Below are 24,374 nucleotides of genomic sequence, written 5' to 3' on the forward strand. Positions count from 1 at the left end.
ATATGAATCTTTGGTTTTCTCCAATCTAAGTTACCAAATCTCCGCAACCACACCAAAACGGTACTCCTTCCTTGGATCCCATAATGCGTCTGAGCCTGTTTGTAAGTTAAATCGCCTTTTTCAACTTGAGAGATAACACTTAATTTAAAAGCCATTGTGTAATCTCTTTGCGTTCGCTTTTCTCTCTTTACTTCTTGCTTTTTCATAAATAAGTCGGTTTTATGTCAACTTATTTTAGGACGGGACAACCAATAAAAAATAAAAGACTCAAAAAATTGAGTCTTTTTTTATATACTTGCTGCAACCTTTTTCTTTTTCGTCATCTTATAATTGTAACCAAAAAATTATCAATTATGAAAAAATTAATTTTATCTTTTGTTTTGTTGATTGTAACAATATTATCTTGCTCCAGAACTATTGTAGATCCACCGGATGATAAATTGACAAATGCAGTTGATGTATATGTAGCCGGAAAAGAAAATAACCAAGTTTGTTATTGGAAGAATACTGTAAAAACAAACTTAATAAATGGAAATAATCTGGAACCAATTTCTGTTTATGCAGAAAATAATGACACTTATTTTTTAGCACGTTCTCCATTTAATCCTGCAAATCCACAAAATTATGAATATTATTTTTGGAAAAACAATTTGAAACAAGAAGTTAAACAATATTTAAACATTCCTACAAGTTCGTATTTTTCTTTTCAACAATTTCAAGTTAAAAATGGCGATATTTATATTACAGGTATCATTGAAAATTTAAACCCTCCTACTCCTATGGATAAATACGAAGTTTGTTATTGGAAAAACGGACTGAAAAACATTGTTTTTAAACATAATGTCCAATCAATTGAAGTTAATTTATCAATAATTAACTCAGATTTTTATATGATTAGCCATAAATATAATACTGCAACAGCCAATTTTGAACACGGTTATTATAAAAATAATACATATACTTCTTTAACCTCTCAAAGCAATTTTTTTGTTGGTAACGGTATATTTGCAGAATCAAATAATACTTTACTTTTTTATTCTGATGGAGCCAATAATTCTAATATTTTAAAAAATTTATCTAACAATAGCGTCACAATTGTCCCTTTTGAATTTAGAACTTTTACACTTGATAAAACCAACAATACAAAATATTTTGTAGCTCCTACTAAATACTGCAAAAATAATATCAATACCATTACTGATTTTTCGAACGATCCGAATGATTTTAAATTTATAACAGACATCAAGTTTTTAAATAATAATTGCTATATTATTAGACAACGTGACAATAATCAGGGTTTTGCTCAAAAAGTATTTATAAATGATGTCGAAGCGCAGAGTATTGCAGATCCCAATGGTAGATTTGTCTCCATCTTCGTCACAGAAAACTAATATGGAAAACACAGACTGGAATCATATCTACACGCAATTATCCCCAAAACTTTTGGGGATTTGCCGAAGATATATCGCAGACTTGCAGACTGCGGAAGATCTTTTGCAAGACAGTTTTATCATAGCAATGCAAAAAAATCATCAATTAAAAGACAAAAAAGCTCTGTTTGGATGGCTCAAAACTATCATCGTGAACAATGCTTTACAACATTTAAGAAAACATTCCAAAGAAATTTTTGTATCCACAGAAATATCAGAAATTCCAGAGCCACTGAACGAAATGAATACCTCTTCCATGGAAAATAATCACGTTTTAGCATACGATTTCACCACGGAAGAACTGTTGAATTCGATTGACAGTCTGCCTTCGCACCATCGTTCCGTTTTCAATCTATTTTTTATCGAAAAAAACTCTCACGCAGAAATCGCAAATCTTTTGGGAATTAATGTAAACACATCAAAATCACATTTGTTGAGAGCGAAAAAATCAATTCAAAACTACTTACTCACTACTGTTGTCAATCAAAGCAAACCAAAAAATAAAAATAAGATCACGCAACTTCTTATATTTCTTGGTCTCGGAAGTCTTTTGTGGGCACAGACCTTTAAAAAAACGTTTTCAGACTTTTCCATCGAACCATCCAATTCTTTTGAAATTCCCCAGCATATTCAAGTCAAAAACATTAATTTCCAGTCCAGTTCAGGGTTCAGCTGGAAAACGAAAATTATCGCCACATCCAGTATTTTTGTTATTATATTAAGTTCGGTCATGATTTTCCAACCCAGTAATCAAAGCAGACCAAGCAATACCAATACAAAGGCCCAAAGCATTAAAAAAGTAACGGGAAAAGAAGAAATCAGAAACCAAATCCCAAACAAGACCATTAAAAACATCAATACAGGACCTACAATAAATAAAGAGACTACAAAAAATAATATTGCTGAAAAAGCCATTGATATCGAAGAAAATACCAGCAGAATAACAAAGAATAAACAGAATATCAGCATAAAAGATTCTGTACGAGATGTTCCCAAAAAGATCATTGTTGTTAAGAAGATCATTCAGAGAGACACCATTTACGTTGAAAGATAATACCAATTATGACTTTTAAAAAAATAGTTTTATTCTTTTTCTTTCTTATTCTGTATCCGCTCAGTTCCCAGAGAAAAAAAACGGATACAGTGTATGTGTATGAAAAAGTCATTGTTCACGATACTATTTATTTAGAAAAACCCTTAAAAATAAAACCGGTTGATATCCATTTCACACCTTCAGTGATCTCTAATCCTGTTCCTGTACAACAGTATGAATACATTTCATTGGTAGATACGGCGAAAGGTATAGTCATTCAAGCAAGAAAATTTGAGTACGGTGCTGAAGCCGGAATAGGGCTAAAGAACAGCAACTGGGCTAAAGAATCATCACAAAAAAGACAGCAAACCGGGTTCAATGCAGGAATCTGGATTTCCAGAAGTATTTCTAAACGATTCTCAATAATGCTTTCCGCCCATGTTTATTACTGGAATTCTACATTTGACCTTGATGCCAATAAAGCAGAAACCTGGCTGGACGGATATTATTTTACAGAAGACCGCCAGCCACTGTTATTCCAAAAATTCAATGATAAACACATGGAATATGCATTACAGTTTAAACTATTCTATGAATGGAAAAAATTCCGCCCGTTTATAGGATTTTTAGTCAATCAGAATGTCTATAAAATGCAGTTTATGGTTCCTGAAAATAATGTTCTGAACAAACTTGATGATTTTAAGTCTAAAGAAATCAACTTTGGATATTCTTTAGGAGTACAATACAGGATCATGCCTAAACTTCTTCTGTCTCTGGAATATCAGGAGTATAAAATGAGAAATATTTCGCTAAAAAACAGCTCTTTTAATTTTGACATTTTTAAGACTAATAATACCTTTGCTGAAAGGAAAATCAGCCTGGGAATTTCCTATTCTATTTCTGGGTGGTGATTTTCAAAATTCATCCACAGCTCATGATTTATTTCAAATTTCCTTTCGACGAAACATTATACTCAACCGATCAGAAACAAAATGGCGAATCCGTGGGGTTTTATTCCTTTGACCTATTGAGGCAGATCACTTTTGAAGGCAATATTACCGAGGCTTCTGAGCAGTTTGAACATGCTGTCATTACCAATGAAATCCTGTTGAAAGATGCAAGCTCTTTCAATGCGGAAACCCGGGAAGAATATATTGAAAAACTTCATCAGGTTATTCATGTTATCAAAGACAATCAGCTTCCAAAACTGGTGTATTCAAGAAGGAAGATATTCACGGATTTTAGCGGAATCGATTATAAGGAAAGTTTCAAAAAGCTATGTATCACGTACCCAAACGCATTCAGATATATTTTTAATGACGGACAGAATGCCTGGATGGGGGCTTTTTCGGAAGTTCTGGGGAAATTCAACAAAACAACCCATGAGTTTGAAACCATGAGCCTTGCCGGAACCCTTCCTGTGTCTGAGGAATGGACGGAAAAAGAAATTGAGGAGCAGAAACCTGTGACGTCTTATATCCGGGATACTCTTAAAAACTATTCCGAAAACACAGAAATATCAGAGACTTACGATCATATTTCAGGAAACATCAAACATCTCAGGACAGATTTTAAAGCCCATATCAAACCTGAAGATCTGGACAGCCTTATTAATGATCTCCATCCCACTCCGGCGGTCTGCGGTATTCCAAAGGATTTTTGTAAAAAAAATATTCGGGAGCTTGAAAAATTCCCCCGGGAATTATATGCCGGTTACATTAAAGTAGAAACAGATGAAAAGGTAATGTATTTCGTTAACCTGAGATGTGCCAGGCTTTACAAAGACTCTGTACACGTATTCGTTGGTGGCGGCATCACGGCCCAAAGCAACCCGGAAAAAGAATGGAGAGAAACAGAATTAAAATCGGAGGCGATTTTAAAGAACCTGGTGACTTCTTAACGGCAAGAGTCTCTCCCAAAAACAAAAACCTCCTTCAAGAGAAAGAGGTTTTTATTATATAGAATAATGTGTTCTGAGATTATTTCTTCACTCCTATCCTGCTCCATGCATCCAGTACAAAAAGCAAAATCAAACCAAGAACTGCTGAAGCGATTGAAAATACAAACTTCAGGTTATCTTCTGATAAAATATCTGTCTGCCAGTCCAATGCATAAAGATTGATGGCAATGAAAACGATAAACACAACTAGAAATACTTTATAAAACTTCTGCATGATTTTTAAAAATTAATATAGTTCTGCACCAACTGGGCAAAGTTTGCGGTGAATAATTTTATTGAAATAGCTAAAAGAATGATCCCGAAAACCTTCTGAAGAATAGACAGGGTAGCTTCCCCCATTTTGTTTTCCAGCCACTTCGCTGATTTCAGCACCAAATATACGAAAATTGTATTGAGAACAATTCCTAAAATAATATTAATGTCATGAAATTCAGCTCTAAGGGACAGTGTTGTCGTTAAAGTTCCTGCTCCCGCAACCAGCGGAAACGCAATGGGAACAATGGATGCAGCCTTTGCTTCAGTGGTTTTGTTGATCTCGATTCCCAGGATCATTTCAAGGGCTATGATAAAAATCACAAAAGCTCCTGCAATGGCAAAGGAATTCACATCTACCCCGATAAGTTTAAGGATTTTGTTTCCTACGAAAAGAAAAACAATCATGATCAGTCCGGCAGTAATAGACGCCTTTCCAGCTTCTATCTGGCCAAACTTCTGCTGAAGACTTACCACGATAGGAACAGAGCCGATAATATCGATCACGGCAAAAAGAACCATAAAGCAGGTAACGATCTCTTTAATAGAAAAATCATTAAGTATTTCCATCTCTTTGTAATTAAAAATTTCGCAAAAATATGAAAAAAAATTGATTATTTACTAATACGTGAATACAAATTAACAACTGCTTTTAAAAGCTCGTCCATTCCTTCTGCTGATTTCAGAGGCGAGTATTTCTCCATTTGAATTCTTTGCAGCAGAATTCTGTATTCTTCAGCAACGGAAGTTCCCTTATAACTTACCAGGAACTGCCCGAAATCCTGCGGAGAACTCTTTGAATACTGTTTTCTGATATCAAGATCCATTTCCTCCAGGGTATCAAAGAACTTTTGATACTCTTCATTATCTTTAAGATTTTCAAGGTAGCTGAAATAATCGTTAATATCCGTTTTTAGTATTTCCCTAATCTCTTTTTCTGTTTCGGCCACAGAACCAAGCGGTTTCGGAGTTGCTGTTTCTTTAACTAACGCCCGTTTTTTTTGCCATGTTTTAAATAACAGATACATAATAAATAATCCTACAAGAATAGAAATATTGGTTAAAAGAATATTCCAGTGGAATTTACTTTTTTCCTTTACCTTAAATGTAGTCGTCTTCAGAACAGGTGTATCTACCGTTTCCAAAAGTGTATTGGTATATTCATTAACCTTTTCAACCGTGGTACGGGCTTCCAGGATCTGATCATGGGAAAATGCATTCAGGGCAAGAGTTTCCTGTCCCTTGTCTACATATTCGCGGCTGGCCGGGTCAAAGAATGCAAACGGTTCGGTCTGGATCGAAATAACACCTGCTTTTTTAGGAATAATAACATAATTAGCCAGGATCTCCCCTTTCATTCCTGTAGTTCCGGGAGCCACTTTGGACGTGATTTTAGGAGCAAAAACTTCATAGTCGGAAGAGGAAACGATTTTGGGAAGCTGCATGTTCGGAAGGTTTCCTTCTCCTGAAACTTTAACGATAACATGGATCGGCTTTTCAATTTCTATTTTTTCCTTAGATGCATTATACACATCCACGCTGAAATTACCAACTGCATTTTTAAAATATTCAGGCGATCCTTCAGGAAGTTTTTTTACATTGAGCTTTACTTTATTGGAAACAATTTTGTTTTTATTGGAGAAAGAGCTTACCGATGCTGATACGGAAGGAACCTCCACATATCCCGCCTCATTGGGAAACACCATAAATACAGCCAAAACCTGGGAAGCCATACTGCCCGCAGGATCTATCTCCGACTTGCTGAAGCTTATAGGATGTACATTAATATTGTTCTGGTGCGGAAGACGAACATCTTTCACCTTCCTGAAGTTATCCATATTTTTGGAGTAAACCTTCAGTACGGCCACCGTAGGCTGGTCCTGATATACTTCACGGTCTTCTATCTCCATATTCAGATAGACTTCCCCGGAATTACCGGCGAGAGATCTTTTTTCAATGATATCTTTTATACTGATATCAAAAGGTTCTGTTTTATAGATTTTATTATTAACCGTTACCAGTACGGAACCGATCTTTATTTTACCTTTCTTTTTCGGTTCAAGAGCAATTCTGGATATTTTCTGGGTGACAAGGGTATTGGTTGCAGGATCAATTAATGTATTGGTCATCGACCCGCTGCCTATAATATTGAATTTTGAAAGGTCGGGAAGCTGAAACCGGGTTTGCGGCTCAAGATCGATGCCGTTAAGCTCCAGAACAATCGTAAGATTCACAATATCCTTTCCATTGTACTCCGCCTTATCAGATTCCATGAACAGGTTGACCTGTCCGTAAGAAATTACGGATGCAAGAATGAATAATATGTAAATTAATTTCTGCTGCATCACCAATCTTTTTCTTTGCTTTGAGGCATCGAATAAGAATTCTTGTTTAAGATTTTTCTGGCGGTTTCTTTTTCTTTTTCGTTTACTTTATCTAAGATGGCATTTTCAAGGTTTTTAGGTATTTTCTCTTCATTATTCTGTTCCTGCTTAGGCGTATTTCCCTGTTCGCTTTTCCCTTCATTCTGCTGGCCGTTACCCTGATCCTGCTTTTGATCTTTTTTGTCGCCTTTCTGATCATCATTTTTATTCTGATCATTTCCGCCTCCGCCTTTTCCTGAATTCTTCTGTTCGTTTTTCTGTTGCTGCTGTTTTTCTTTTTCCTTCAGCTTGGCAATTTCATAATTCTTTCTGGTCGCTTCATTATAAGGATTCTGCTTCAGAGCCTGCTTATAATAGTCTGCCGCTTTTTCCGGCTGGCTCATCTGCATATAGGTATTCCCCAGATTATGAAGGGCAGCTGTTTTATCAGGAAGAGTCTGCGCAAGCTTCTGCGCTTTGTCAAATTCTGCTTTGGCCTCTTCATACTTTTTGCTCTTATACAATGCATTTCCCAGATTATAATGCGCCGTAAAATCTTTTTCATTGGTTTTTACAGCTTCCATGTACTTAGAAGATGCTCCGTCATAATCTTTACCGTTAAATTTTTGATTCCCTTCATAAACTAAAGTTCTATAGTTTTCCTGCCCGGACACTGCGCCCGAGAATGAAAAAATAATAAAAAACGATAAAAAAATGATTTTAGTATTCATTAACTGCAAAATTATTCGTTTATATGTTAATAAACAGACTTTGATTTGTTAAAGTTCGGTTAAAGTATTATTTAAAATATTGATAGACAAAGTATAAAAAGCTAAATATTGAAATCTTTTTTCGGGTTCAATATATAAATTAAAAAGAAGAAGAAAATAGAAACAATTAAAAAATATTGATAGTAGTGATTAGCGTTTTGTGACCTTACCAAAGTCTGTGCAGACGAGGATTTTTTGTTCAGGGCATCAATGATCTTATCGGGAGCTTCATTGATGTTGTTTCCGTCTACATAATCTCCTCCCGTAGATTCCGCCATCTTTTTAAGGGCTTCCGTCTGTCTCTTGGAGATCACCGTTCCACCGTCCATATCAGTTTTATAGCCCATCAGCTGCCCGAAAACATATTCCGGAACAGGAGCACCTTCATCCGTTCCTATTCCTACTGACGTGATAGAGATACCTTCCCTGTTGGCCAGTCTGATGGCGGCATTGTCATTTCCTTCATTATCTTCACCGTCGCTCAGAAGAATGACTTTTCTTGAGCCTTTGCTTACATTTTTAAATTTTTCTGCTGCGGCCTGCATGCCTTTCAGGAAATCAGTTCCCTGAATTTTCATGGAATTTGTTTCCACTGCACTTATGTAGGTCTCAGCGGTCCCGTAATCCGTGGTAAGCGGCATAATAGAAACTGCTTCACCGGCAAAGATCACGATCCCGATTTTATCATTCTTCATCTTCTGCATGGTGCTCAGCATCAGGTTTTTCGCTTCCGCAAGACGGCTTGGATCAATATCTTCCGCGTTCATAGAATTGGATACATCGAGCATAAAGATCACATTATTAAGCCTTTGATTGGTTTTCACTTCTTCAGACCCATTCAGTAAATCTATGATCGAAAATATAAGGAAGAGTGTCCCTAAAAGATATAAAGCCGGAAAAAATTTTGTAAATCCCGATCTCTTTTCAAATAAGCTCTCATGAAAGCGGCTTTCTGCAAAGATCTCCCGCTTTTTCTTTTTCCATCTCAAAAAACGGATCAGAAAGACAGACAGCAGCGGCAAAAGCAACAGCAAAAGTAAATACCAGTAATTTCCTAACGACCAACTCATCAGCTTAAAAATTTATATAATACCCATCGCAGCAGTGCATCAAAAAACAGCATTCCCAAAGCGATCCAAAGGAAAATTTTAAAATATTCGTCATAATTGTACAGCTTGGAAACCTTAATATCCGATTTCTCCAGTTGATTGATCTCATTATAAACTTCCTCCAGGCTGCTGTTGGAAGTCGCTCTGAAATACCGTCCGCCCGTCGTCTGTGCTATTTCTCTCAGCGTATTTTCATCAATGGTCACTTCAGTTTCTGTAAAGATAAGATCCCCGAAAATATCCTGCGAAGTAGGCATCAGCGCAAAGCCGTTGGTTCCTATCCCAATGGCGTAAACCTTTATATTATTGTTCTTGGCAAGCTCTGCAGCAAGCTGTGGGGGAATTGCATTCTGGACATTGTTTACGCCGTCCGTCATAAGAATGACCACCTTACTTTTAGCTTTGCTTTTGATAAGATGGTTCACGGCTACTGAAAGTCCTTCTCCGATGGCTGTTCCCGGCTCAAGACCTGCAGAATTGAGGGTTTTAATTTCATCAATAACCACCTGATGGTCCGAAGTTACCGGTACTTTGGTAAATGCTTCTGCGGCATAAGCCACCACTCCTATCCTGTCATTCGGACGCTTCTGGACAAATTTTACGGCGATGTCTTTTAACGCAGTAATACGGTCCGGGCTGAGGTCTTTGGCAAGCATACTCAGGGAAACGTCTATGGAAAGCATAATATCTATGCCCTTGGTATCATCTCTGTCCTGGGAAACTGTAAAAGTTCTCGGTCTGGCCATCGCAATAATCAGCGCAGAAAGAATGATATACTTCGAGAGCTTAAGCAGAAAAAGCACTGCACGGATTCCCCCGCTCTCATCCATATTCTGAATGGTAGGAACTTTGATGCCCTTCTTTCGCTTTCCTCCCACATCTTTAATAAAAAGTGGAATGAACAGCAGAAAAAGCAGCAGGAACCACGGACTGTACAATTCAAAATTAAACATCCTTTCTTAAGTTTTCAAATTCTAAATCTTTTGATGATCTCGTCACAAAATCGCGGATATCTGCAAAATCTTTTTCCATAGTGGCCTGATCGGGGAACGTCTTGGCAAATTTCACCAGATCTCCTCTTAAAAATACATCTTCCACTGTTTTTTCGTTTTCCTGGGAAATCGTATTGTTCTTTTTCATGACATCAATAAGATCGTCTGTAAGGAGAACATCCGCCGGAAGATGGTACTGTTTGGTAATGAATGTTCTTGATATCTCTATTAATTCAACATAGAAAGACCGGAAGTTCCCGTCTTCGATGTATTTTTTCTTTTTTAAGGAATCCAGCTCCTTCAAAGTCTGGTTGGTGGCAATGGCAGGCGAATTTTTTGATTTCCTGCCCCATTTGATGAACATAATGACTGCAATAATCAAAGCAATAACCGCTAAAGCAGCGAGAATATAAAATTTATAAAGCTCCCAGTAATCTTTTGTTTCAAGCTTTACCTCTTTATTATTCATGATATCATTGATCTGGTCTGCCTTTTGGGCTGTATTCACCACATCAATTTCATAAGGAATGGTTTTTAAAATCTTTCCTCCTACATTAAATTCCAACTCGGGAATGGTAAATTTTCCTTCTTCATACACCGAGAATTCAATTTTTCTCTCGTAGAAATTCTGGTTCTGTCCGATGCTGTCTTTAATTTCTTCAAAATGGAAAGGAAGCAGCTCATTCTTAGGGGCAGCAACGACCTGCAGCTCATGAACATTGTCAATTTTAATCGTTAAATGATTGACTTCACCTAAAGCAAGGGTCTTCTTCTCCAGATTGGAAGATAATATCTGTGAAAAAGCGTTTCCACAGAGTAAAAAAGAAAGTATTAAGAGTATTTTTTTCAATTTCAAATAATAATATTTGAGGCCGGAGCCTTTGTTATTTATATTTACTTCTTCTGGAAATAATTATACAGCATTTTAGAATAATCTGCACAAGTGCTCATATTCATAAAACTGGCCGAACTGGTGGCAAAATCTTCTTCCAGAGCCCGGACTTTCTGTTTCTGGGCTTCAGCAAATGTATACCTCCATCTTGCGTTGGATGTATTGGCCCAGACTTCTTTCCCTGTTTCGGCGTCATGCAGAAGAGCGTAGCCTACATCAGGAATTTCATTATCTTTTTCGTCATAAATTCTCATGCCCAGCAGCTGATGCTTTTTTGAAGCTACTCTAAGCATTTTGGAATCGTAAGTATCTTCAAAATCTGAAAACAAGAAAACCAGAGATTTTCTTTTGAAAATTCCCATCATATATTCCATCGCCTTATCAATTTTCGATACGGCCGGGACATAATCTGCGGTCAGAATATTGCTGATAATAGAAAGAATATGTTTTCTGCCTTTCTGGGGCGGAATTACTTTGTATACTTTATCTGCGAAAAGGATCAAACCTACTTTATCGTTGTTTCCTGCAGCCGAAAATCCGAGACTGGCGGCAATTTCAGCTACATATTCCCTTTTCAGCTGGCCTTTGGTTCCGTAATCCATTGAAGCGGAAATATCTACCAGGATCATCATGGTCAGCTCTCTTTCCTCTTCCATTACTTTGACGAACGGTTCGCGGAAACGGGCAGTTTTGTTCCAGTCGATTCTTCTGATCTCGTCTCCGAACTGATACGGACGGACTTCCGAGAAAGTCATTCCCTGTCCTTTAAAAGCACTGTGATACTGCCCCATAAGCGAAGCTTCCGTCTTCCTCCGGGTACGGATCTCAATCTGCTTTACTTTTTTTACAATATCTTTTATTTCCATAAATGCGTTGCGGGTTGCGAGTTACGAGTTTTCGGTTGCGGGTTTTGTGTGTCGCACTTCCTTCTTCTAATTCTTCAGTTCAATCGAAACATTCAGCCATTCATTGTCAAATTTCGGGCTGTATTTTTTATAAAAATTAATAGCGGGTTCATTCCAGTACAATACCTGGAACACCATTCCGCTGTATTGGTTTGATTTTCCGTATTCCAAAGTGGCATCAAACAAAAGTTTTCCGATCTGTTTTCCTCTCATTTTTTCAGTCACTACCAGATCTTCAAGATACAGCCTTCTTCCTTTCCAGGTCGAAAACCTGTCATAATATAGGGAAATTCCCACAATTTCATGATTCAGTTCAGCAACAAAAGCTCCCCAAACCGGAGATTTACCGAAACCATCTTCGATAAATTCATCCAAAGTTATAGTCACTTCATAAAGCGCCTTTTCATATTCTGCAAGCTCCCGGATCAGCTCCAGCATGGAAGCGCAATCTTCCCGGACAGCTTTCCTGATCATCACTTCACTCATTAGGGCGCCTGAATTTTCGCTAAAATCCTGTTGATGATCTCTTCTGATGAAATTTCTTCTGCTTCTGCCTCGAAAGTAAGACCAATTCTATGTCTTAACACATCCTGGGCCAATGCTTTCACATCTTCAGGAATCACAAAAGCTCTTCCCTTCAAAAAAGCATAGGTTCTGGATGCAATCGCAAGGTTGATGGAAGCTCTTGGAGAAGCTCCGAACGCGATATAGTTTTTAAGCTCAGAAAGTCCATAGTTTTCCGGATAACGTGTTGCAAAAACCATATCCAGAATATATTTTTCGATCTTTTCATCGAGATAAATCTGGTTGATCAGTTCTTTGGCATCTATAATATCCTGAAGTGATACCACAGGCTTGATGACAGGCTGGTGAGAGGTAGAAACCATTCTCATCACCGTTCTTTCGTCTTCAAAATTGGGATAGTCGATCTTACATTTCAGCATAAAACGGTCACTCTGTGCTTCCGGAAGCAGATAAGTTCCTTCCTGGTCGATCGGGTTTTGGGTAGCCAATACAAGAAACGGTTTGGGCAGCTTCATGGTTTCATCACCAATGGTCACCTGCTTTTCCTGCATCACTTCCAGCAATGCCGACTGTACTTTTGCCGGCGCACGGTTGATCTCATCCGCCAATACAAAATTCGCAAAAACAGGACCTTTTTTTATAGAGAAATCGTTGTCTTTGATATTGAAGATCATAGTCCCCACCACATCTGCGGGAAGCAGATCGGGCGTGAACTGTATCCTGGAGAATTCACCATGAACAGCTTCTGCCAGGGTTTTGATTGCTAAAGTCTTTGCCAGTCCCGGAACACCTTCCAAAAGGACGTGCCCGTTTCCCAAAAGACCTACCAAAAGGCGGTCTATCATATATTCCTGGCCAATAATTACTTTATTGATTTCCTGTCTCAGAAGGGAGAATAAGTAATTCTTTTCTTTTACTTTTTCCGTCAGCTGGCGGATATCTTCAGCTTGATATGTATCTGGCATAGCTTTAATTAAAATAGGTGGTAAATTTCTGATAAATACTGGCATTAATCAACATAATGAATGCCATTTTAGAGTTAAAGTTTGTTAAATATTCCGGGATTGGTAAAGTGATCAGATTGATCCATCATGTATACGACTGTATAAAATCAATTCATACAGTGAAAGTTAGCGATAATAACTCTTTATAAAATAACTGTTAAATAGGGTGTTTTTTAATGTGAATGGGTCAATATTGCTACGCAAGTCAATTCTCAATGATTCCCACATTTTTAAAATTCACTATTCACAATTGACTAATTCACACTGGTTTTATATGAATGGTCAATATTGCTGCGCAAGTCAATTGTCAATGATTCCCACATTCGTAAATTCACTATTCACTATTCACAATTGACTATTCACGCTGGTTTTATGTGAATGGTCAATATTGCTACGCAAGTCAATTGTTAATGATTCCACATTCGTTAAATTCACTGTTCACAATTGACTAATTCACACTGGTTTTATGTGAATGGTCAATATTGCTATGCAAGTCAATTGTCAATGATTCCCACATTCGTAAATTCACCATTCACAATTGACCATTCACTTTAACGTCTAAAGCTTAATAATTTTAATGGTAAAAACATTCTCCGGCATATCGACTGTTTCTTCATAGGCTCCAACATTGATAAAGTATTCGGTTCCTGCCGTAGTTGTGAATGTATAAGTTTCTGCAGCACCGCCACCGCCATTATCCACCGCATTTACACATGCCAGACTGCCGCATGCTCCGCTGTATATATCCATTTGAGGATCATAGGTACTTCCTGCAGGCATGGTTATTTTAACCGTAAACTGACCTCCGTCACCGGTAAATTTAAACCACGTCCCATCGTTCATCGCATCCGGACATGTATCTATGAATCCATTATTATTAGTAGCAGATACTGCATCGTTCTGCGTGTATTCATAAGGGAAAGCAGATGCCGGTAAAGCTCCAGAACATGCATCATTGACAGGTACAGGAGGAATGGTTTTAAAGGCAATATCCGTACAGCCTAAAGATTCAAGGCCTGCTGAAACAGCTGTAACTTTTAAATAATAGTTCGTATCGCGGTTAAGAGCCGTTGATGGGGTAAAATCAACCCCTGACACAGCCTGCTGATTGATAACATCATTACCTCCCGGAGTTGTTCCTAATGAAATTTTATAGGAATCGGCTCCGGAAACTGCAAGCCATCTGATATTGGGAAGAACAGGAACAAGCTGGGCATTGTTTGCCGGATAATTAACAAAAGGACATGAAGGTCCGGGCTTAGGTGTTAATCCTGAAATTGTAACTGCAGATTTGTAGTCCGCTCTTATTCCTCCGGGTGGAGATGCAGGATCAACGATCATACGGTCTCCTGTATAATAAAGCGTGGAAGATGGAATATGAGGGTAAACACGAAAGGCTTCATCAAAGTTATTAATATCAATACTCTGGGAATTTTCCTTTGCGGCAATTACTAAATTATCACTGTTATTATAGGCAAATGGTGTGGTAAAAGTGACTTCTACCTTATTATTGGTTTTGGTTACAGTACCTGCAAATACCTGAGTAAGCTGTGAAGAGGGAATCCAGTCTGTTCCGGATGTAAAGGATGTCTTGGTGGTATGCCCGACATACACCGTCCAATCCGAAGAATCACTGATGGTAGCCGAGGGATCCACATAAAATGTAAGACCTGTAATATTTCCTGCAGCACTTGCATTTAATTCCTGTCTGGGATAAATCTGCTGAACATAAGAGTAGGAAAAAAAACTGCTTATGGGTGCAGTTCCTACGTTCGTGCTTCCGATATTTAAATTTATTTGTGCATTAAGCGTTAATGCTATTGATAACAAAGATAAAAGTAAAACTTTTTTCATTATTGATAAATTAATATTGAATATTTCGCTAATTTAAAGATAAAATTCTAATTTTTCAAACAAATGTGATTTTTAATGAAAAATATTAATATTTTAGACGAATATTTAATATATTTGTGACAAATACGGACAATATGTATCAAAAGCTATTTTTTGCAGGCATTCTTTTTGCAGGTCTTTTCAAATCGCAGACGACAAACAGAATGAATTTGATTTCAGATGCAGTTTATTACGACGGTTACGCGGCTACAGTATCCACTCCAGTACCTTCGGGTCTCATCAGACTTTCAAATACAAGATATGCAAGAAAGCTTACGGATGCGGAACTCAATTCCTTTAAAGCGAAAATTGCAATGAGGGTGAGCATAGGGGCACTCTGCGATAATTACGACCGTCTGGGAAGTGTTTATTTAGCCATGATCCCCAAAAATCAGCCTACCTATACCATCAATGATACCAATGTAAAAAGAATTGAAGTTGGCAGGTACATCACTCCGTTTATGAATAAAAACCGTTCGCCTACGGATGTTCCCTATACTTACGATTTAAGCAATATGTACAATGTATTTCATGATGCCACATTGCGTACTGCCTATGATATGTATATGGAACTGGACGTTTTTGGTGTTCCGTACGCCGCACAGAATGAAGTTGCAGGATGTACTGGCAGAATTGATGTTTTTTCCGGAACCCTGACTTTCTTTTCAACAGATACGGGGGCTTCTTCCAGCGATGCCAATGCTCTTGTTCCCATACTAACTTATATCAGATTAAATAATTATAACAGCACCGATGTTGCAGGTGAAACCGTCAGGATCGTCAGTTTCAATCTTCCTAATGCGGTTACCAATGCCCGCTTCTATGTGATATCCACTCCTCACGGCGCGAACAGCGGCGGTGAAGAATACGAAAGAAGACAGAATTACACCTATATAGATGATGTACAGATGCTCACTTATACGCCCGGAGGAATTTCCTGCGAGCCATTCAGGGTGTACAATACACAAGGTAACGGAATCTATGGTGCAACTCCCAGATCATTTTCAGAATGGACCTCATGGAATAACTGGTGCCCGGGTAATTCGGTTCCTGTAAGAGGATTTACGATGCCCACTGTAACCGCCGGAAATCACACCCTGAAACATACAATACCAACGGCCGTTTTCAATCAGCAGCAGGGAGATGTCTATTTATCTGTCTATATGCAGGGTAAAAGTAACTCAGCGTTGAATGTAAAGGATATTAAGACTGTAGATGTAAGCATATACCCTAATCCTTCTTCAGATTTTGTCAATATAAGATCAAAGGCGGATGTAGCTTCAATAAGTGTCTTCAGTATAGACGGAAAAAAACTGGCTGAAACCTACGGGGAAAACAGGGTGGACATCTCCACTTATACTCCGGGAATTTATTTTCTGAATATTGTGCTGAAGGACGGAATAACATTCAAACACAAGATCATCAAAAAATAAAGCCGGGTTTACCGGTTCTATAATTCCGGACGATAATCCCGCTAAAATCATATTCAGATGATATGAATCTGAAAACTTGTAAAAAACTCCTTTGACTATTTTTCAGAGGAGTTTTTTATTGCTGAAAACAGAAGACTGATTTGATGTTTCCGTTGATAAAAAACGCAACAATTAACATCTTTTTTCAGGATTTAAGAACATTTAATTTAATCCTTCATCCAAAAAATTGTCACTTCCAGTTTATTAAACTATTTTTGGTGATTAAAATTTTCGCAAAATGAATTATCATTTTCAAGTACACAGACAAGTGAGAAAGAACCTTTTAAGTATTCTGCAGAACACTTCCCATGAAGATCTTCTGCTGATTCCTGACGGTTTCAACAATAATTTGTACTGGAATATTGCACATACGGTTGCCACCCAGCAGCTCCTGCATTATTATCTGAGCGGAAATCCCTTCAGAATTGATAAATATTGGATAGAAACCTACAAAAAAGGAACTCTTCCCAATCTGAATGTACAGAAATCCGAAGTGGAAGACCTTGAGTTCTTACTCACCGAAACTTCAAAGATTCTGATGAAAGATTATGACAGCGACTTCTTTGCAGACTACACACCATACACCACCAGTTTCGGTATGGACCTGAAAAGCATACAGGATGCCATTATCTTCAATAATATCCATGAAAGCCTTCATTACGGCTATATCCTGGCACAGAAAAGAGCAATACTCGGAGAGAACGGGAGATAGTGAATTTACACAAGTCGATGGTCGGATGTGAATTTCACACACAAAATTGACTTAAAAAGTAAAATTCACAATTAACCATTCACCATATAATTAATAATAAATTTTCAATGAAAGACGATTTTATTTTCGGGCTGCGTCCCGTAATTGAAGCAATTGAAGCGGGAAAAACGATTGACAAGATATTTGTGCAGAATGCACTTCAAGGTCCTATTTATGCTGAGCTGAAAACCATTTTAGCCAAAAATAAAATTCGTCCCAACTATGTTCCTATTGAAAAACTGAACCGTTTTACAAGAAAAAACCACCAGGGTGTAGTTGCTTTTATTTCAGATGTTCCGTTTCACAGAGTGGAGGATCTTGTTCCACAGCTATTCGAAGAAGGAAAAACACCTTTCCTGCTGATCCTGGACAGGCTTACGGATGTGAGAAACTTCGGGGCCATCTGCAGAACGGCAGAATGTGTAGGCGTACATGCCATTATTCTTCCTGAAAAAGGAGGGGCACCCATCAATTCAGATGCCATCAAAACATCTGCGGGAGCACTTTACAATATCAAGATATGTAAGGAACCGAATCTTGCCCATGCGGTAGATTTTCTTCAGCAGAGCGGTATTTCCGTATTTGCAGCCACTGAAAAAGCGGAGAAGCTTATCTATGATGTAAGTTTTACAGAGCCCTGCGCAATCGTAATGGGTAATGAAGAAACTGGAATTTCTAAGGAAGTGATGCATCATTCAGACGAAAAAATAAAGCTTCCTATTGAGGGAAAAACGCAGTCGTTAAACGTTTCTGTAGCATGCGGAGCGATTTTGTATGAAGCGGTAAGACAGAAAATCGTAGCGGCACCCAATCTTTAATCCGCCGGGACATAAGTATTTTATCGTGATGTTTTGTGGTATCGTTATTGATGCACAGAACGGGAATATCAGTAAAATTTAAACTTAAAAAGAATCAAATGAAAAACGTAGCAGCATTAATGCTTATCTCATCCATAGCTCTTGTATCTTGTAAAAAAGAAACGGCAACCATCACTAAAGTAGATCCTAAAACCGGAAAAACAGTGACTGTAGAAGTTCCTGCCGATTCGGTAGCTAAAGTGTCGGAAAATCCTGCGATCAAAGACTCAGCAGGTATTTTTACACAGACGTTTAAGCTGGAAAAAGGAAAGACCTATCCTCTTACCACGTACCAGAGAGATGTAAAAACAATGGAAGATCCTCAGGGGAAAACCATCACAGCAACCAGCGAATCTACGGATGAAATGAATTTCACCGTAAATGACATCAAAGGTAATGTGTATGATATGACCCTTAATCTTGTGGGTAAAAGAAATTCACAAAGTGCACAGGGCAAAACCGTGATCGTAGATACCAAACTGGCCATTCCGAAGGAAGATGACCTTAAAATGATCTGGAACATCAACAAAGCGCTTACCGGAAACAAGCTTAACATGAAGATGGATACCAAAGGAAATGTGGTTTCTATTACAGGTTTTGACGCTGTTTACACTAAAGTTGCCGCTGCCGTAGGTACTTTAATCAAAGATGCCAATCAGAAAGCAAGCGTGGTAGCCAGTCTTAAGGAAACGTTCAATGAAAAGGTACTGAAAGACCAGCTTAATAAAAATTTAACGATTATTCCTAAAAAAGGAGTGAAAATCGGTGAAAAATGGACGACTTCTGAAAATGCCGATGCAAGCGGAAGTGTGAAAGTAACTTCAAACTATATATTGAAAAGTGTAGGAAACGGAACTGCAGAAGTCTCTGTAACAGGAGGAATTCCTAAAAAGACGGAAAAGAAAACCCAGGGGCCGATCACCCACAGCCTTAGCAGTGAGCTTGACCAGAACGGAACCATTAAGTTTGACCAAAGTACAGGATGGATCACCAACCAGAATATCGATGTAAAAACAACACAGATTGAGACTATTTCAGACGGAAAACAGTCACAGTCTATGAAAAGCACATCTAAATCTTCTGTCATGGTAAACCCTTCTGCAAAATAATTGAATTAAAGACGTTTTAGAGCCGAAGTGTTTGAGAGTTGGAGCATTTTAGGGTTTGAAGTAGTTACGTATCGTTGACAGCGGCTATCAGAAAACCATTATAATTTTGAACTTTTACACTCAGAGCTTTAAACCTTAAACTTTGAATTTAAATTAGAAATTATGAAGTACATTCTTGAGTTAGTACTCTCTGCCATCATTATTTTCTTTGTCTGGAATATCCTGAAAAGGCTTTTTTTCAAGACTTTTTACAGTTACAGGTTTGACAACCATAAGGAAAATAATAAGCAGCAGGATCTACACGGCTCGAACAAGAATAAGCAGAACCTCAACTGGGATGCAGAAACAGTTGACTATGAAGAGGTAAAAGAAAGTAAAGACAAAAGGTAAAAATTCCAAGAAATAAAAGATAATAACCCACATGGCTAAAAATAAAAACTTAATTTATATTGCAATTTCATTAGTTGTATTTATAGTTTTAGCATTTTTATACTCCACCCCTGTTTTTTCAGGGAAACAGCTTTTCCAGCATGATATCGTACAGTACAGAGGAGGCGCAAAAGAGCTTCTGGACTACAGAGCCGATACCGGAAACGAAACCTACTGGAGTGACTCCATGTTTGGCGGAATGCCCACTTATCAGATGGGAAGCCAGTTCAAAGGTGACATCATCAAAAAGATTGACAGCAACCTGAACTTCCTGCCAAGACCGGTTAATTATCTCTTCCTCCTTTTTGCAGGATTTTTCTTCCTTGGCATGGTAGCCGTCAGAAACTGGAAATACGCTTTACTGGGCGCCACTTTCTTCGGATTATCCACCTATTTTTATATCATCATTGCGGCAGGACACAACGGTAAAGTCAATACCATTGAGTATTTTGCCCCGCTTCTTGCCGGGATTATATTAGTTTATATCAGGAAACAGTACATCTGGGGGTTCATTGCAACGACCCTTTTTATGGGGCTTCAGATTGCAGCCAACCATCCACAGATGACGTATTACCTGTTTTTGGCTTTAGGATTTTTATTCCTTTCCGAACTGGTAAGAGCGATCCAGAAAAAGATTCCGATGAAACATTTTCTTATTTCATCAGGAATTATCGCTGCTTCATTCGCAATTGGTGTCGGAATGAATTCCCAAAGAATCATGGCCAATTCCGAATACATCAAAGAAACAGTGCGTGGAAAGCAGATCCTGACCAATGACAGCCATACTTCAGGAGAATCAGGATTGGATAAAACCAGCATCCTGATGTGGAGCTACGGAAAACTGGAAACTCTGAATCTTTTCATTCCAAGGCTGATGGGTGGCGGAAGCCAGGAACCTGAAGCTAAAGAAATGATGAACAGGGTTCAGGAACTTATCCAAGAAAATGTAGGCTCACAGGCTGAAATGGACAGAATTTCCAAAGGCTTCAACGGGGTTACCTACTGGGGAGACCAGCCGGGAACTTCAGGCCCTGCCTACCAGGGAGCCGTGGTATGTTTCCTTGCCTTATTAGGATTCTTCTTTGCATGGAAAAAATACCGTTACTGGATCCTCGGAGCATCCATTCTGACCGTTTTACTGGCCTGGGGAAGCAACTTTATGCCGCTGTCTGACTTCTTTATCGACTACGTTCCTTTTTACAGTAAATTCAGAGCACCATCGTCTATATTAGTGGTTGTGGAATTATTATTCCCACTGATTGCTATTATCGGGATCTACAGGTTCTTTACTGATGAAAAATTAACAGAAGAATACAAAAAGAAAATCCTTATGTATGTAAGCGGCGGAACATTAGGACTGCTTCTTATCCTTCTTCTTTTTGGAAAATCACTTCTTGGTTTTTATACGGATGGAGAGAAAACATATTTCCCGCCTTTCCTGTTGGATTATCTGGCTGATGAGAGATTCAAATTATTCAGAATTGATGCTATAAAAGCATTGATCTATGTGGCTATAACAGCAGCAGTTCTTTTCATGACCATGAAGAAGAAACTGAGCCAGAATATGGCTTTGATCATCATTGGAGCAGTGAGTTTATTTGATCTTTGGACGGTAAACAAACGTTACCTGAATGATGAGAATTATGTAGACAAAGTATTTGCTGAAAATCCATTCCAGACGGAGAGTTCAGATCTTCTGGCTGAAAAAGTTCAGGGGAATCCTAATTTAGAATCTATTCTCGCCAATGTCAACGTTAATAAAACGCTTGAAACTATTGCTGAGAGAGACAAAACCCATTACAGAATTTTCAATAATATCTTAGGAACATTCAGTGAGACCAACACCTCATATTTCAAATCTTCAATCGGAGGCTACCATGCCGTAAAGCTGAGAAGATATGATGACGTGATCAATGAATATTTCCAGGTCATGGACTCTGTAAAAGTACCGAATATCCTTAATCTTCTGAACGCAAAATACTGGGTAATGGGAGGTCCGGAAAAGCCTCAGGCAATGCCTAATCCTAAAGCCAACGGAAACGCATGGTTTGTAGGCGATTTGAAATTCGTGAACACTCCTGATGAAGAAATCAAAGCTATCGGGGTAATCGACAGTAAGAAAACAGCTGTCATCGCATCATCAGACAAATCTTACTTCAGCGGTAAGCCTGTTCAGGCAGATTCTGCGGCATTTATCAATCTGACGAAATATCAGCCGAATGAACTGGAATTCAAATCTCAGTCGAAAACACCCCAGCTGGCTGTATTCTCTGAGATCTACTATCCTCATGGCTGGAAAATGTTTGTGGATGAAAAAGAGGTTCCATACATCAAAGCAGATTACCTTCTTCGTGCTGTACATGTTCCTGCCGGGAACCACAATATCAGAATGGTCTTTGAACCTGAAGTGATTGAAAAAGGTAAATGGCTGTCGCTGTTATGCTTCGGATTGTTTATCGCGCTGAGTGCATTCGGGATCTTCTGGATGAATAAAAATAAGAAAAAGGAACAGCTTGTTGAAAAAACTGTTTAACGTTTAAAGTTTATTGTTCAAGGTTAATGGAACAAAAAAAAATACTGATCATCACCTATTACTGGCCTCCTGCGGGAGGTCCTGGTGTTCAAAGATGGCTGAAGTTTGCAAAATATCTGCCGGAATCCGGCTGGAACCCCGTGATCTATACCCCGGAAAATCCAAACTATCCCCTACTCGATGAAAGTCTTTTAAAAGACGTTCCGCAAAATATAGAGATCATAAAAACCAAAATCTGGGAACCCTATCAGCTGGCTGAAAAGCTGAATAAAAGCAATAAAAAGTTCAAAGCCGGACAGTTTGATGTCGGCAAAAACCAAAGCTGGAAATCCAGGCTTTCGATCTGGGTGAGGGGAAATTTCTTTATTCCGGATGCAAGGGTATTCTGGGTAAAGCCTTCCATCAAATTCTTAGAACAGTATTTAAAAGAAAATAAAATAGATGTGGTGGTCACTTCGGGGCCGCCCCACTCTCTTCATATGATCGGGCTGGGACTTAAAAAGAAATTTCCTGACCTGAAATGGGTTGCCGACTTCCGTGATCCGTGGACCGAAATTTCTTATTACAAACATTTAAAGCTTACCAAAAACTCGGACAGGAAGCACAGACAGCTTGAAAGTGCTGTTTTTAAAACGGCTGATGTAACGTTGGCGACAAGCTATACGGATGCCGAAAATTTCAGGAAAGCAGGAGCCAATGCCGTTTGCATCACAAATGGATTTGATGAAAGTGACTCTTCGGCTCCACTCAGGAAGGCAGAACAAAAGCCACAAACAACCTTTATTTTAAGTTATATTGGTGTTCTTGAGCAGCTAAGGAATCCTGAAAATCTTTGGAAGGTCCTTGATGAATTAGTGAAGGAAAATAAAAAGTTTGCAGATAATTTCACCCTGAAATTTGCGGGAAGGATTGATGATAAGATTCTTCAATCCATAGAAAATTCAAGCCTGAAAAATCATATCCTGAATCTGGGTTATATTTCTCATGACAAAGCCGTTGAAGAAATGGCAAATTCAAATCTTTTACTGATCACCAATTTCCCGAATGAATCTTCTAAAGGAATTATTCCCGGAAAAATATTTGAATATCTGGCTACAGGAAAGCAGATCATTTCTTTTGGTCCGCATGAAGCTGATGTTTCAAGGATACTTGCAGAAACAGGTGCGGGAAAACATTTCAGCTACGAAGATACAGCAACAGTTAAGGATTTCATCCTTGAAAAATATAAGTTCTGGGAAAAAGGAAATATTCCTGAAAATACCCGGGATATTAAACAGTTCTCAAGAAAAAATTTGACTAAAAAACTTGTTGAAATTCTAGGTTAAACTAAAAAAATTCTTGTCAAGGTTTTTAAACATTGACAAGAATAAGAAGTTCAGGATTAAATCGTCCACTGGTCATTGACAACAGCCACCAGATACTGTTTACCCTGAAATTCTTCAAAAACAAAACGGATAGTTTTCCAATCCATTTCGCCGTCTTTTCCGGTGCCTTTTATATAATTTTCGGTGAAGTCCTGGCCAGGATATATTTTCTTTAGATTATTAAGGGAATTTCCTCCGGCAATGAATTTATTTAACGAATACTGTGACGCTGTAAAGTCCCTGGAGAAAACCCATTTCGTTAAATAATCATTGATCGTTGCTTTATACGGATCTCCGGAACCATCCTGTGCTCCCCATGTATACACCGTTTTTGTAAATAGGTATTTTTCAAAATCAGCTTTGGAAAAATGCATATCCTCTTTCGGGTCTACAAATCCGTACATCGAGAAAGTAATTCCTTTTTCCGGATGAATAAATGATGCAAAAGTCTTATAATCTTTGCTCTTTAAAGCCTGTAGGATTTTGTCATTAGCTGTTTTTACAGCTACCTCATCCGTTTTTTTCTTCTGTGCTACCGTCTCAATGCTTTTCTCCTTTACCTGCGCCATAGAATCTATGATGTTGGGAACAGGTTTTTCCGGGGTTTTCTTACAGGCCGTTAGCAACGTTAATGCTATTAGTGGAATGATCAGCTTTTTCATCTTTATCATTTTTAATTTAAAAGAGCACCAAAACCGGTGCCAACACCATACCGCTGATAGATAACTTCT

Annotated in this window: 24 protein-coding genes; 11 read left to right on the forward strand and 13 right to left on the reverse strand. The window is 38.3% G+C overall.

The genetic code is table 11. The features are described 5' to 3' along the window. Positions 1–206, reverse strand: a 206-nt coding sequence (locus tag IX38_RS09445; protein ID WP_034704170.1) for an IS3 family transposase, incomplete at its 3' end; no start/stop codon positions are given. A 147-nt stretch (positions 207–353) separates the two neighbouring features. On the opposite strand from IX38_RS09445, the gene IX38_RS09450 reads away from it, so the two are divergent. Genes IX38_RS09450 through IX38_RS09465 form a run of 4 tightly spaced genes read left to right on the forward strand, consistent with a single transcriptional unit; the run spans position 354 to position 4,363 of the window. Next, the gene (locus IX38_RS09450) at positions 354–1,391 is read left to right on the forward strand and encodes a hypothetical protein (protein WP_034704173.1); all 1,038 of its coding nucleotides are present in this window, start codon (positions 354–356) and stop codon (positions 1,389–1,391) included. Further along, positions 1,321–2,484, forward strand: coding sequence for an RNA polymerase sigma factor (locus IX38_RS09455; RefSeq protein WP_084680242.1), 1,164 nt, complete (start codon positions 1,321–1,323; stop codon positions 2,482–2,484). Before IX38_RS09450 ends, IX38_RS09455 begins: the two co-directional genes overlap by 71 nt. Positions 2,485–2,492: 8 nt before the next feature. Beyond that, positions 2,493–3,374 (forward strand): outer membrane beta-barrel protein, encoded by an 882-nt coding sequence (locus IX38_RS09460; RefSeq protein WP_034704177.1) that lies wholly within the window; start codon positions 2,493–2,495, stop codon positions 3,372–3,374. A gap of 23 nt (positions 3,375–3,397) precedes the next feature. Then, positions 3,398–4,363, forward strand: coding sequence for a chorismate-binding protein (locus IX38_RS09465; RefSeq protein ID WP_034704179.1), 966 nt, complete (start codon positions 3,398–3,400; stop codon positions 4,361–4,363). A gap of 79 nt (positions 4,364–4,442) precedes the next feature. On the opposite strand, the gene IX38_RS09470 is transcribed toward IX38_RS09465, so the two are convergent. The 11 genes from IX38_RS09470 to IX38_RS09520 form a co-directional block, all read right to left on the reverse strand. Further along, positions 4,443–4,637 carry a hypothetical protein gene (locus IX38_RS09470; protein WP_034704181.1) on the reverse strand — a complete coding sequence of 65 codons (195 nt, stop codon included), beginning with the start codon at positions 4,635–4,637 and terminating at the stop codon, positions 4,443–4,445. 5 nt (positions 4,638–4,642) lie between these two features. After that, positions 4,643–5,245, reverse strand: coding sequence for a MarC family protein (locus IX38_RS09475; protein ID WP_034704183.1), 603 nt, complete (start codon positions 5,243–5,245; stop codon positions 4,643–4,645). Positions 5,246–5,289: 44 nt separating this feature from the next. Next, the gene (locus IX38_RS09480) at positions 5,290–7,020 is read right to left on the reverse strand and encodes a BatD family protein (RefSeq protein ID WP_034704186.1); all 1,731 of its coding nucleotides are present in this window, start codon (positions 7,018–7,020) and stop codon (positions 5,290–5,292) included. Beyond that, the gene (locus tag IX38_RS09485) at positions 7,020–7,769 is read right to left on the reverse strand and encodes a tetratricopeptide repeat protein (protein ID WP_051884599.1); all 750 of its coding nucleotides are present in this window, start codon (positions 7,767–7,769) and stop codon (positions 7,020–7,022) included. Before IX38_RS09485 ends, IX38_RS09480 begins: the two co-directional genes overlap by 1 nt. A 101-nt stretch (positions 7,770–7,870) precedes the next feature. Beyond that, on the reverse strand, positions 7,871–8,878 hold the full coding sequence (locus tag IX38_RS09490; RefSeq protein ID WP_034704188.1) for a vWA domain-containing protein: 1,008 nt from the start codon (positions 8,876–8,878) through the stop codon (positions 7,871–7,873). Further along, positions 8,878–9,870, reverse strand: a complete 993-nt coding sequence (locus IX38_RS09495) for a VWA domain-containing protein (protein ID WP_034704191.1) — start codon at positions 9,868–9,870, stop codon at positions 8,878–8,880. Before IX38_RS09495 ends, IX38_RS09490 begins: the two co-directional genes overlap by 1 nt. After that, a complete protein-coding gene (locus IX38_RS09500; protein ID WP_117585888.1) occupies positions 9,863–10,759 on the reverse strand; it encodes a BatD family protein in 897 nt (298 codons plus the stop codon). Before IX38_RS09500 ends, IX38_RS09495 begins: the two co-directional genes overlap by 8 nt. A 44-nt stretch (positions 10,760–10,803) precedes the next feature. After that, positions 10,804–11,667 (reverse strand): DUF58 domain-containing protein, encoded by an 864-nt coding sequence (locus IX38_RS09505; protein ID WP_034704197.1) that lies wholly within the window; start codon positions 11,665–11,667, stop codon positions 10,804–10,806. 66 nt (positions 11,668–11,733) lie between these two features. Beyond that, positions 11,734–12,192 (reverse strand): GNAT family N-acetyltransferase, encoded by a 459-nt coding sequence (locus tag IX38_RS09510; RefSeq protein WP_034704200.1) that lies wholly within the window; start codon positions 12,190–12,192, stop codon positions 11,734–11,736. After that, the gene (locus IX38_RS09515) at positions 12,192–13,196 is read right to left on the reverse strand and encodes an AAA family ATPase (protein WP_034704202.1); all 1,005 of its coding nucleotides are present in this window, start codon (positions 13,194–13,196) and stop codon (positions 12,192–12,194) included. The genes IX38_RS09510 and IX38_RS09515 overlap by 1 nt, the downstream gene beginning before the upstream one ends. Before the next feature lie 597 nt (positions 13,197–13,793). Further along, complete coding sequence (locus IX38_RS09520; protein WP_034704203.1) at positions 13,794–15,089, reverse strand: hypothetical protein; 1,296 nt, start codon at positions 15,087–15,089, stop codon at positions 13,794–13,796. Positions 15,090–15,223: 134 nt separating this feature from the next. On the opposite strand from IX38_RS09520, the gene IX38_RS09525 reads away from it, so the two are divergent. The 7 genes from IX38_RS09525 (at position 15,224) to IX38_RS09555 (ending at position 23,604) form a co-directional block, all read left to right on the forward strand. Continuing rightward, positions 15,224–16,561: a peptide-N-glycosidase F-related protein gene (locus IX38_RS09525; protein ID WP_051884601.1), complete on the forward strand. Its 1,338-nt coding sequence runs from the start codon at positions 15,224–15,226 to the stop codon at positions 16,559–16,561. Between the two features lie 277 nt (positions 16,562–16,838). After that, positions 16,839–17,312 carry a DinB family protein gene (locus tag IX38_RS09530; RefSeq protein ID WP_034704205.1) on the forward strand — a complete coding sequence of 158 codons (474 nt, stop codon included), beginning with the start codon at positions 16,839–16,841 and terminating at the stop codon, positions 17,310–17,312. A 107-nt stretch (positions 17,313–17,419) separates the two neighbouring features. Next, entirely contained in the window at positions 17,420–18,169 is a 750-nt protein-coding gene (gene rlmB, locus IX38_RS09535) for a 23S rRNA (guanosine(2251)-2'-O)-methyltransferase RlmB (RefSeq protein ID WP_034704207.1), read from the forward strand. A 98-nt stretch (positions 18,170–18,267) separates the two neighbouring features. Continuing rightward, on the forward strand, positions 18,268–19,317 hold the full coding sequence (locus IX38_RS09540) for a DUF6263 family protein (RefSeq protein WP_034704749.1): 1,050 nt from the start codon (positions 18,268–18,270) through the stop codon (positions 19,315–19,317). Between the two features lie 162 nt (positions 19,318–19,479). Further along, entirely contained in the window at positions 19,480–19,707 is a 228-nt protein-coding gene (locus IX38_RS09545) for a hypothetical protein (RefSeq protein ID WP_034704209.1), read from the forward strand. Positions 19,708–19,738: 31 nt separating this feature from the next. Continuing rightward, a complete protein-coding gene (locus IX38_RS09550; protein ID WP_034704211.1) occupies positions 19,739–22,279 on the forward strand; it encodes a YfhO family protein in 2,541 nt (846 codons plus the stop codon). A 26-nt stretch (positions 22,280–22,305) separates the two neighbouring features. After that, positions 22,306–23,604 (forward strand): glycosyltransferase family 4 protein, encoded by a 1,299-nt coding sequence (locus IX38_RS09555; protein WP_034704212.1) that lies wholly within the window; start codon positions 22,306–22,308, stop codon positions 23,602–23,604. A gap of 56 nt (positions 23,605–23,660) precedes the next feature. Here IX38_RS09555 and IX38_RS09560 read toward each other — a convergent pair whose 3' ends face one another. Then, a complete protein-coding gene (locus tag IX38_RS09560; protein WP_034704214.1) occupies positions 23,661–24,305 on the reverse strand; it encodes a hypothetical protein in 645 nt (214 codons plus the stop codon). Between the last annotated feature and the right edge of the window lie 69 nt (positions 24,306–24,374).

This window comes from Chryseobacterium luteum (assembly GCF_000737785.1).
Lineage (GTDB): Bacteria > Bacteroidota > Bacteroidia > Flavobacteriales > Weeksellaceae > Chryseobacterium > Chryseobacterium luteum.

What these genes read in the sequence shown, in the direction of transcription:
- IX38_RS09450 (WP_034704173.1), top strand. Translation starts at nt 354, where the DNA reads ATGAAAAAATTAATTTTATCTTTTGTTTTGTTGATTGTAACAATATTA.
- IX38_RS09455 (WP_084680242.1), top strand. Translation starts at nt 1,321, where the DNA reads ATGATGTCGAAGCGCAGAGTATTGCAGATCCCAATGGTAGATTTGTCT.
- IX38_RS09460 (WP_034704177.1), top strand. Translation starts at nt 2,493, where the DNA reads ATGACTTTTAAAAAAATAGTTTTATTCTTTTTCTTTCTTATTCTGTAT.
- IX38_RS09465 (WP_034704179.1), top strand. Translation starts at nt 3,398, where the DNA reads ATGATTTATTTCAAATTTCCTTTCGACGAAACATTATACTCAACCGAT.
- IX38_RS09470 (WP_034704181.1), bottom strand. Translation starts at nt 4,637, where the DNA reads ATGCAGAAGTTTTATAAAGTATTTCTAGTTGTGTTTATCGTTTTCATT.
- IX38_RS09475 (WP_034704183.1), bottom strand. Translation starts at nt 5,245, where the DNA reads ATGGAAATACTTAATGATTTTTCTATTAAAGAGATCGTTACCTGCTTT.
- IX38_RS09480 (WP_034704186.1), bottom strand. Translation starts at nt 7,020, where the DNA reads ATGCAGCAGAAATTAATTTACATATTATTCATTCTTGCATCCGTAATT.
- IX38_RS09485 (WP_051884599.1), bottom strand. Translation starts at nt 7,769, where the DNA reads ATGAATACTAAAATCATTTTTTTATCGTTTTTTATTATTTTTTCATTC.
- IX38_RS09490 (WP_034704188.1), bottom strand. Translation starts at nt 8,878, where the DNA reads ATGAGTTGGTCGTTAGGAAATTACTGGTATTTACTTTTGCTGTTGCTT.
- IX38_RS09495 (WP_034704191.1), bottom strand. Translation starts at nt 9,870, where the DNA reads ATGTTTAATTTTGAATTGTACAGTCCGTGGTTCCTGCTGCTTTTTCTG.
- IX38_RS09505 (WP_034704197.1), bottom strand. Translation starts at nt 11,667, where the DNA reads ATGGAAATAAAAGATATTGTAAAAAAAGTAAAGCAGATTGAGATCCGT.
- IX38_RS09510 (WP_034704200.1), bottom strand. Translation starts at nt 12,192, where the DNA reads ATGAGTGAAGTGATGATCAGGAAAGCTGTCCGGGAAGATTGCGCTTCC.
- IX38_RS09515 (WP_034704202.1), bottom strand. Translation starts at nt 13,196, where the DNA reads ATGCCAGATACATATCAAGCTGAAGATATCCGCCAGCTGACGGAAAAA.
- IX38_RS09520 (WP_034704203.1), bottom strand. Translation starts at nt 15,089, where the DNA reads ATGAAAAAAGTTTTACTTTTATCTTTGTTATCAATAGCATTAACGCTT.
- IX38_RS09525 (WP_051884601.1), top strand. Translation starts at nt 15,224, where the DNA reads ATGTATCAAAAGCTATTTTTTGCAGGCATTCTTTTTGCAGGTCTTTTC.
- IX38_RS09530 (WP_034704205.1), top strand. Translation starts at nt 16,839, where the DNA reads ATGAATTATCATTTTCAAGTACACAGACAAGTGAGAAAGAACCTTTTA.
- rlmB (WP_034704207.1), top strand. Translation starts at nt 17,420, where the DNA reads ATGAAAGACGATTTTATTTTCGGGCTGCGTCCCGTAATTGAAGCAATT.
- IX38_RS09540 (WP_034704749.1), top strand. Translation starts at nt 18,268, where the DNA reads ATGAAAAACGTAGCAGCATTAATGCTTATCTCATCCATAGCTCTTGTA.
- IX38_RS09545 (WP_034704209.1), top strand. Translation starts at nt 19,480, where the DNA reads ATGAAGTACATTCTTGAGTTAGTACTCTCTGCCATCATTATTTTCTTT.
- IX38_RS09550 (WP_034704211.1), top strand. Translation starts at nt 19,739, where the DNA reads ATGGCTAAAAATAAAAACTTAATTTATATTGCAATTTCATTAGTTGTA.
- IX38_RS09555 (WP_034704212.1), top strand. Translation starts at nt 22,306, where the DNA reads ATGGAACAAAAAAAAATACTGATCATCACCTATTACTGGCCTCCTGCG.
- IX38_RS09560 (WP_034704214.1), bottom strand. Translation starts at nt 24,305, where the DNA reads ATGAAAAAGCTGATCATTCCACTAATAGCATTAACGTTGCTAACGGCC.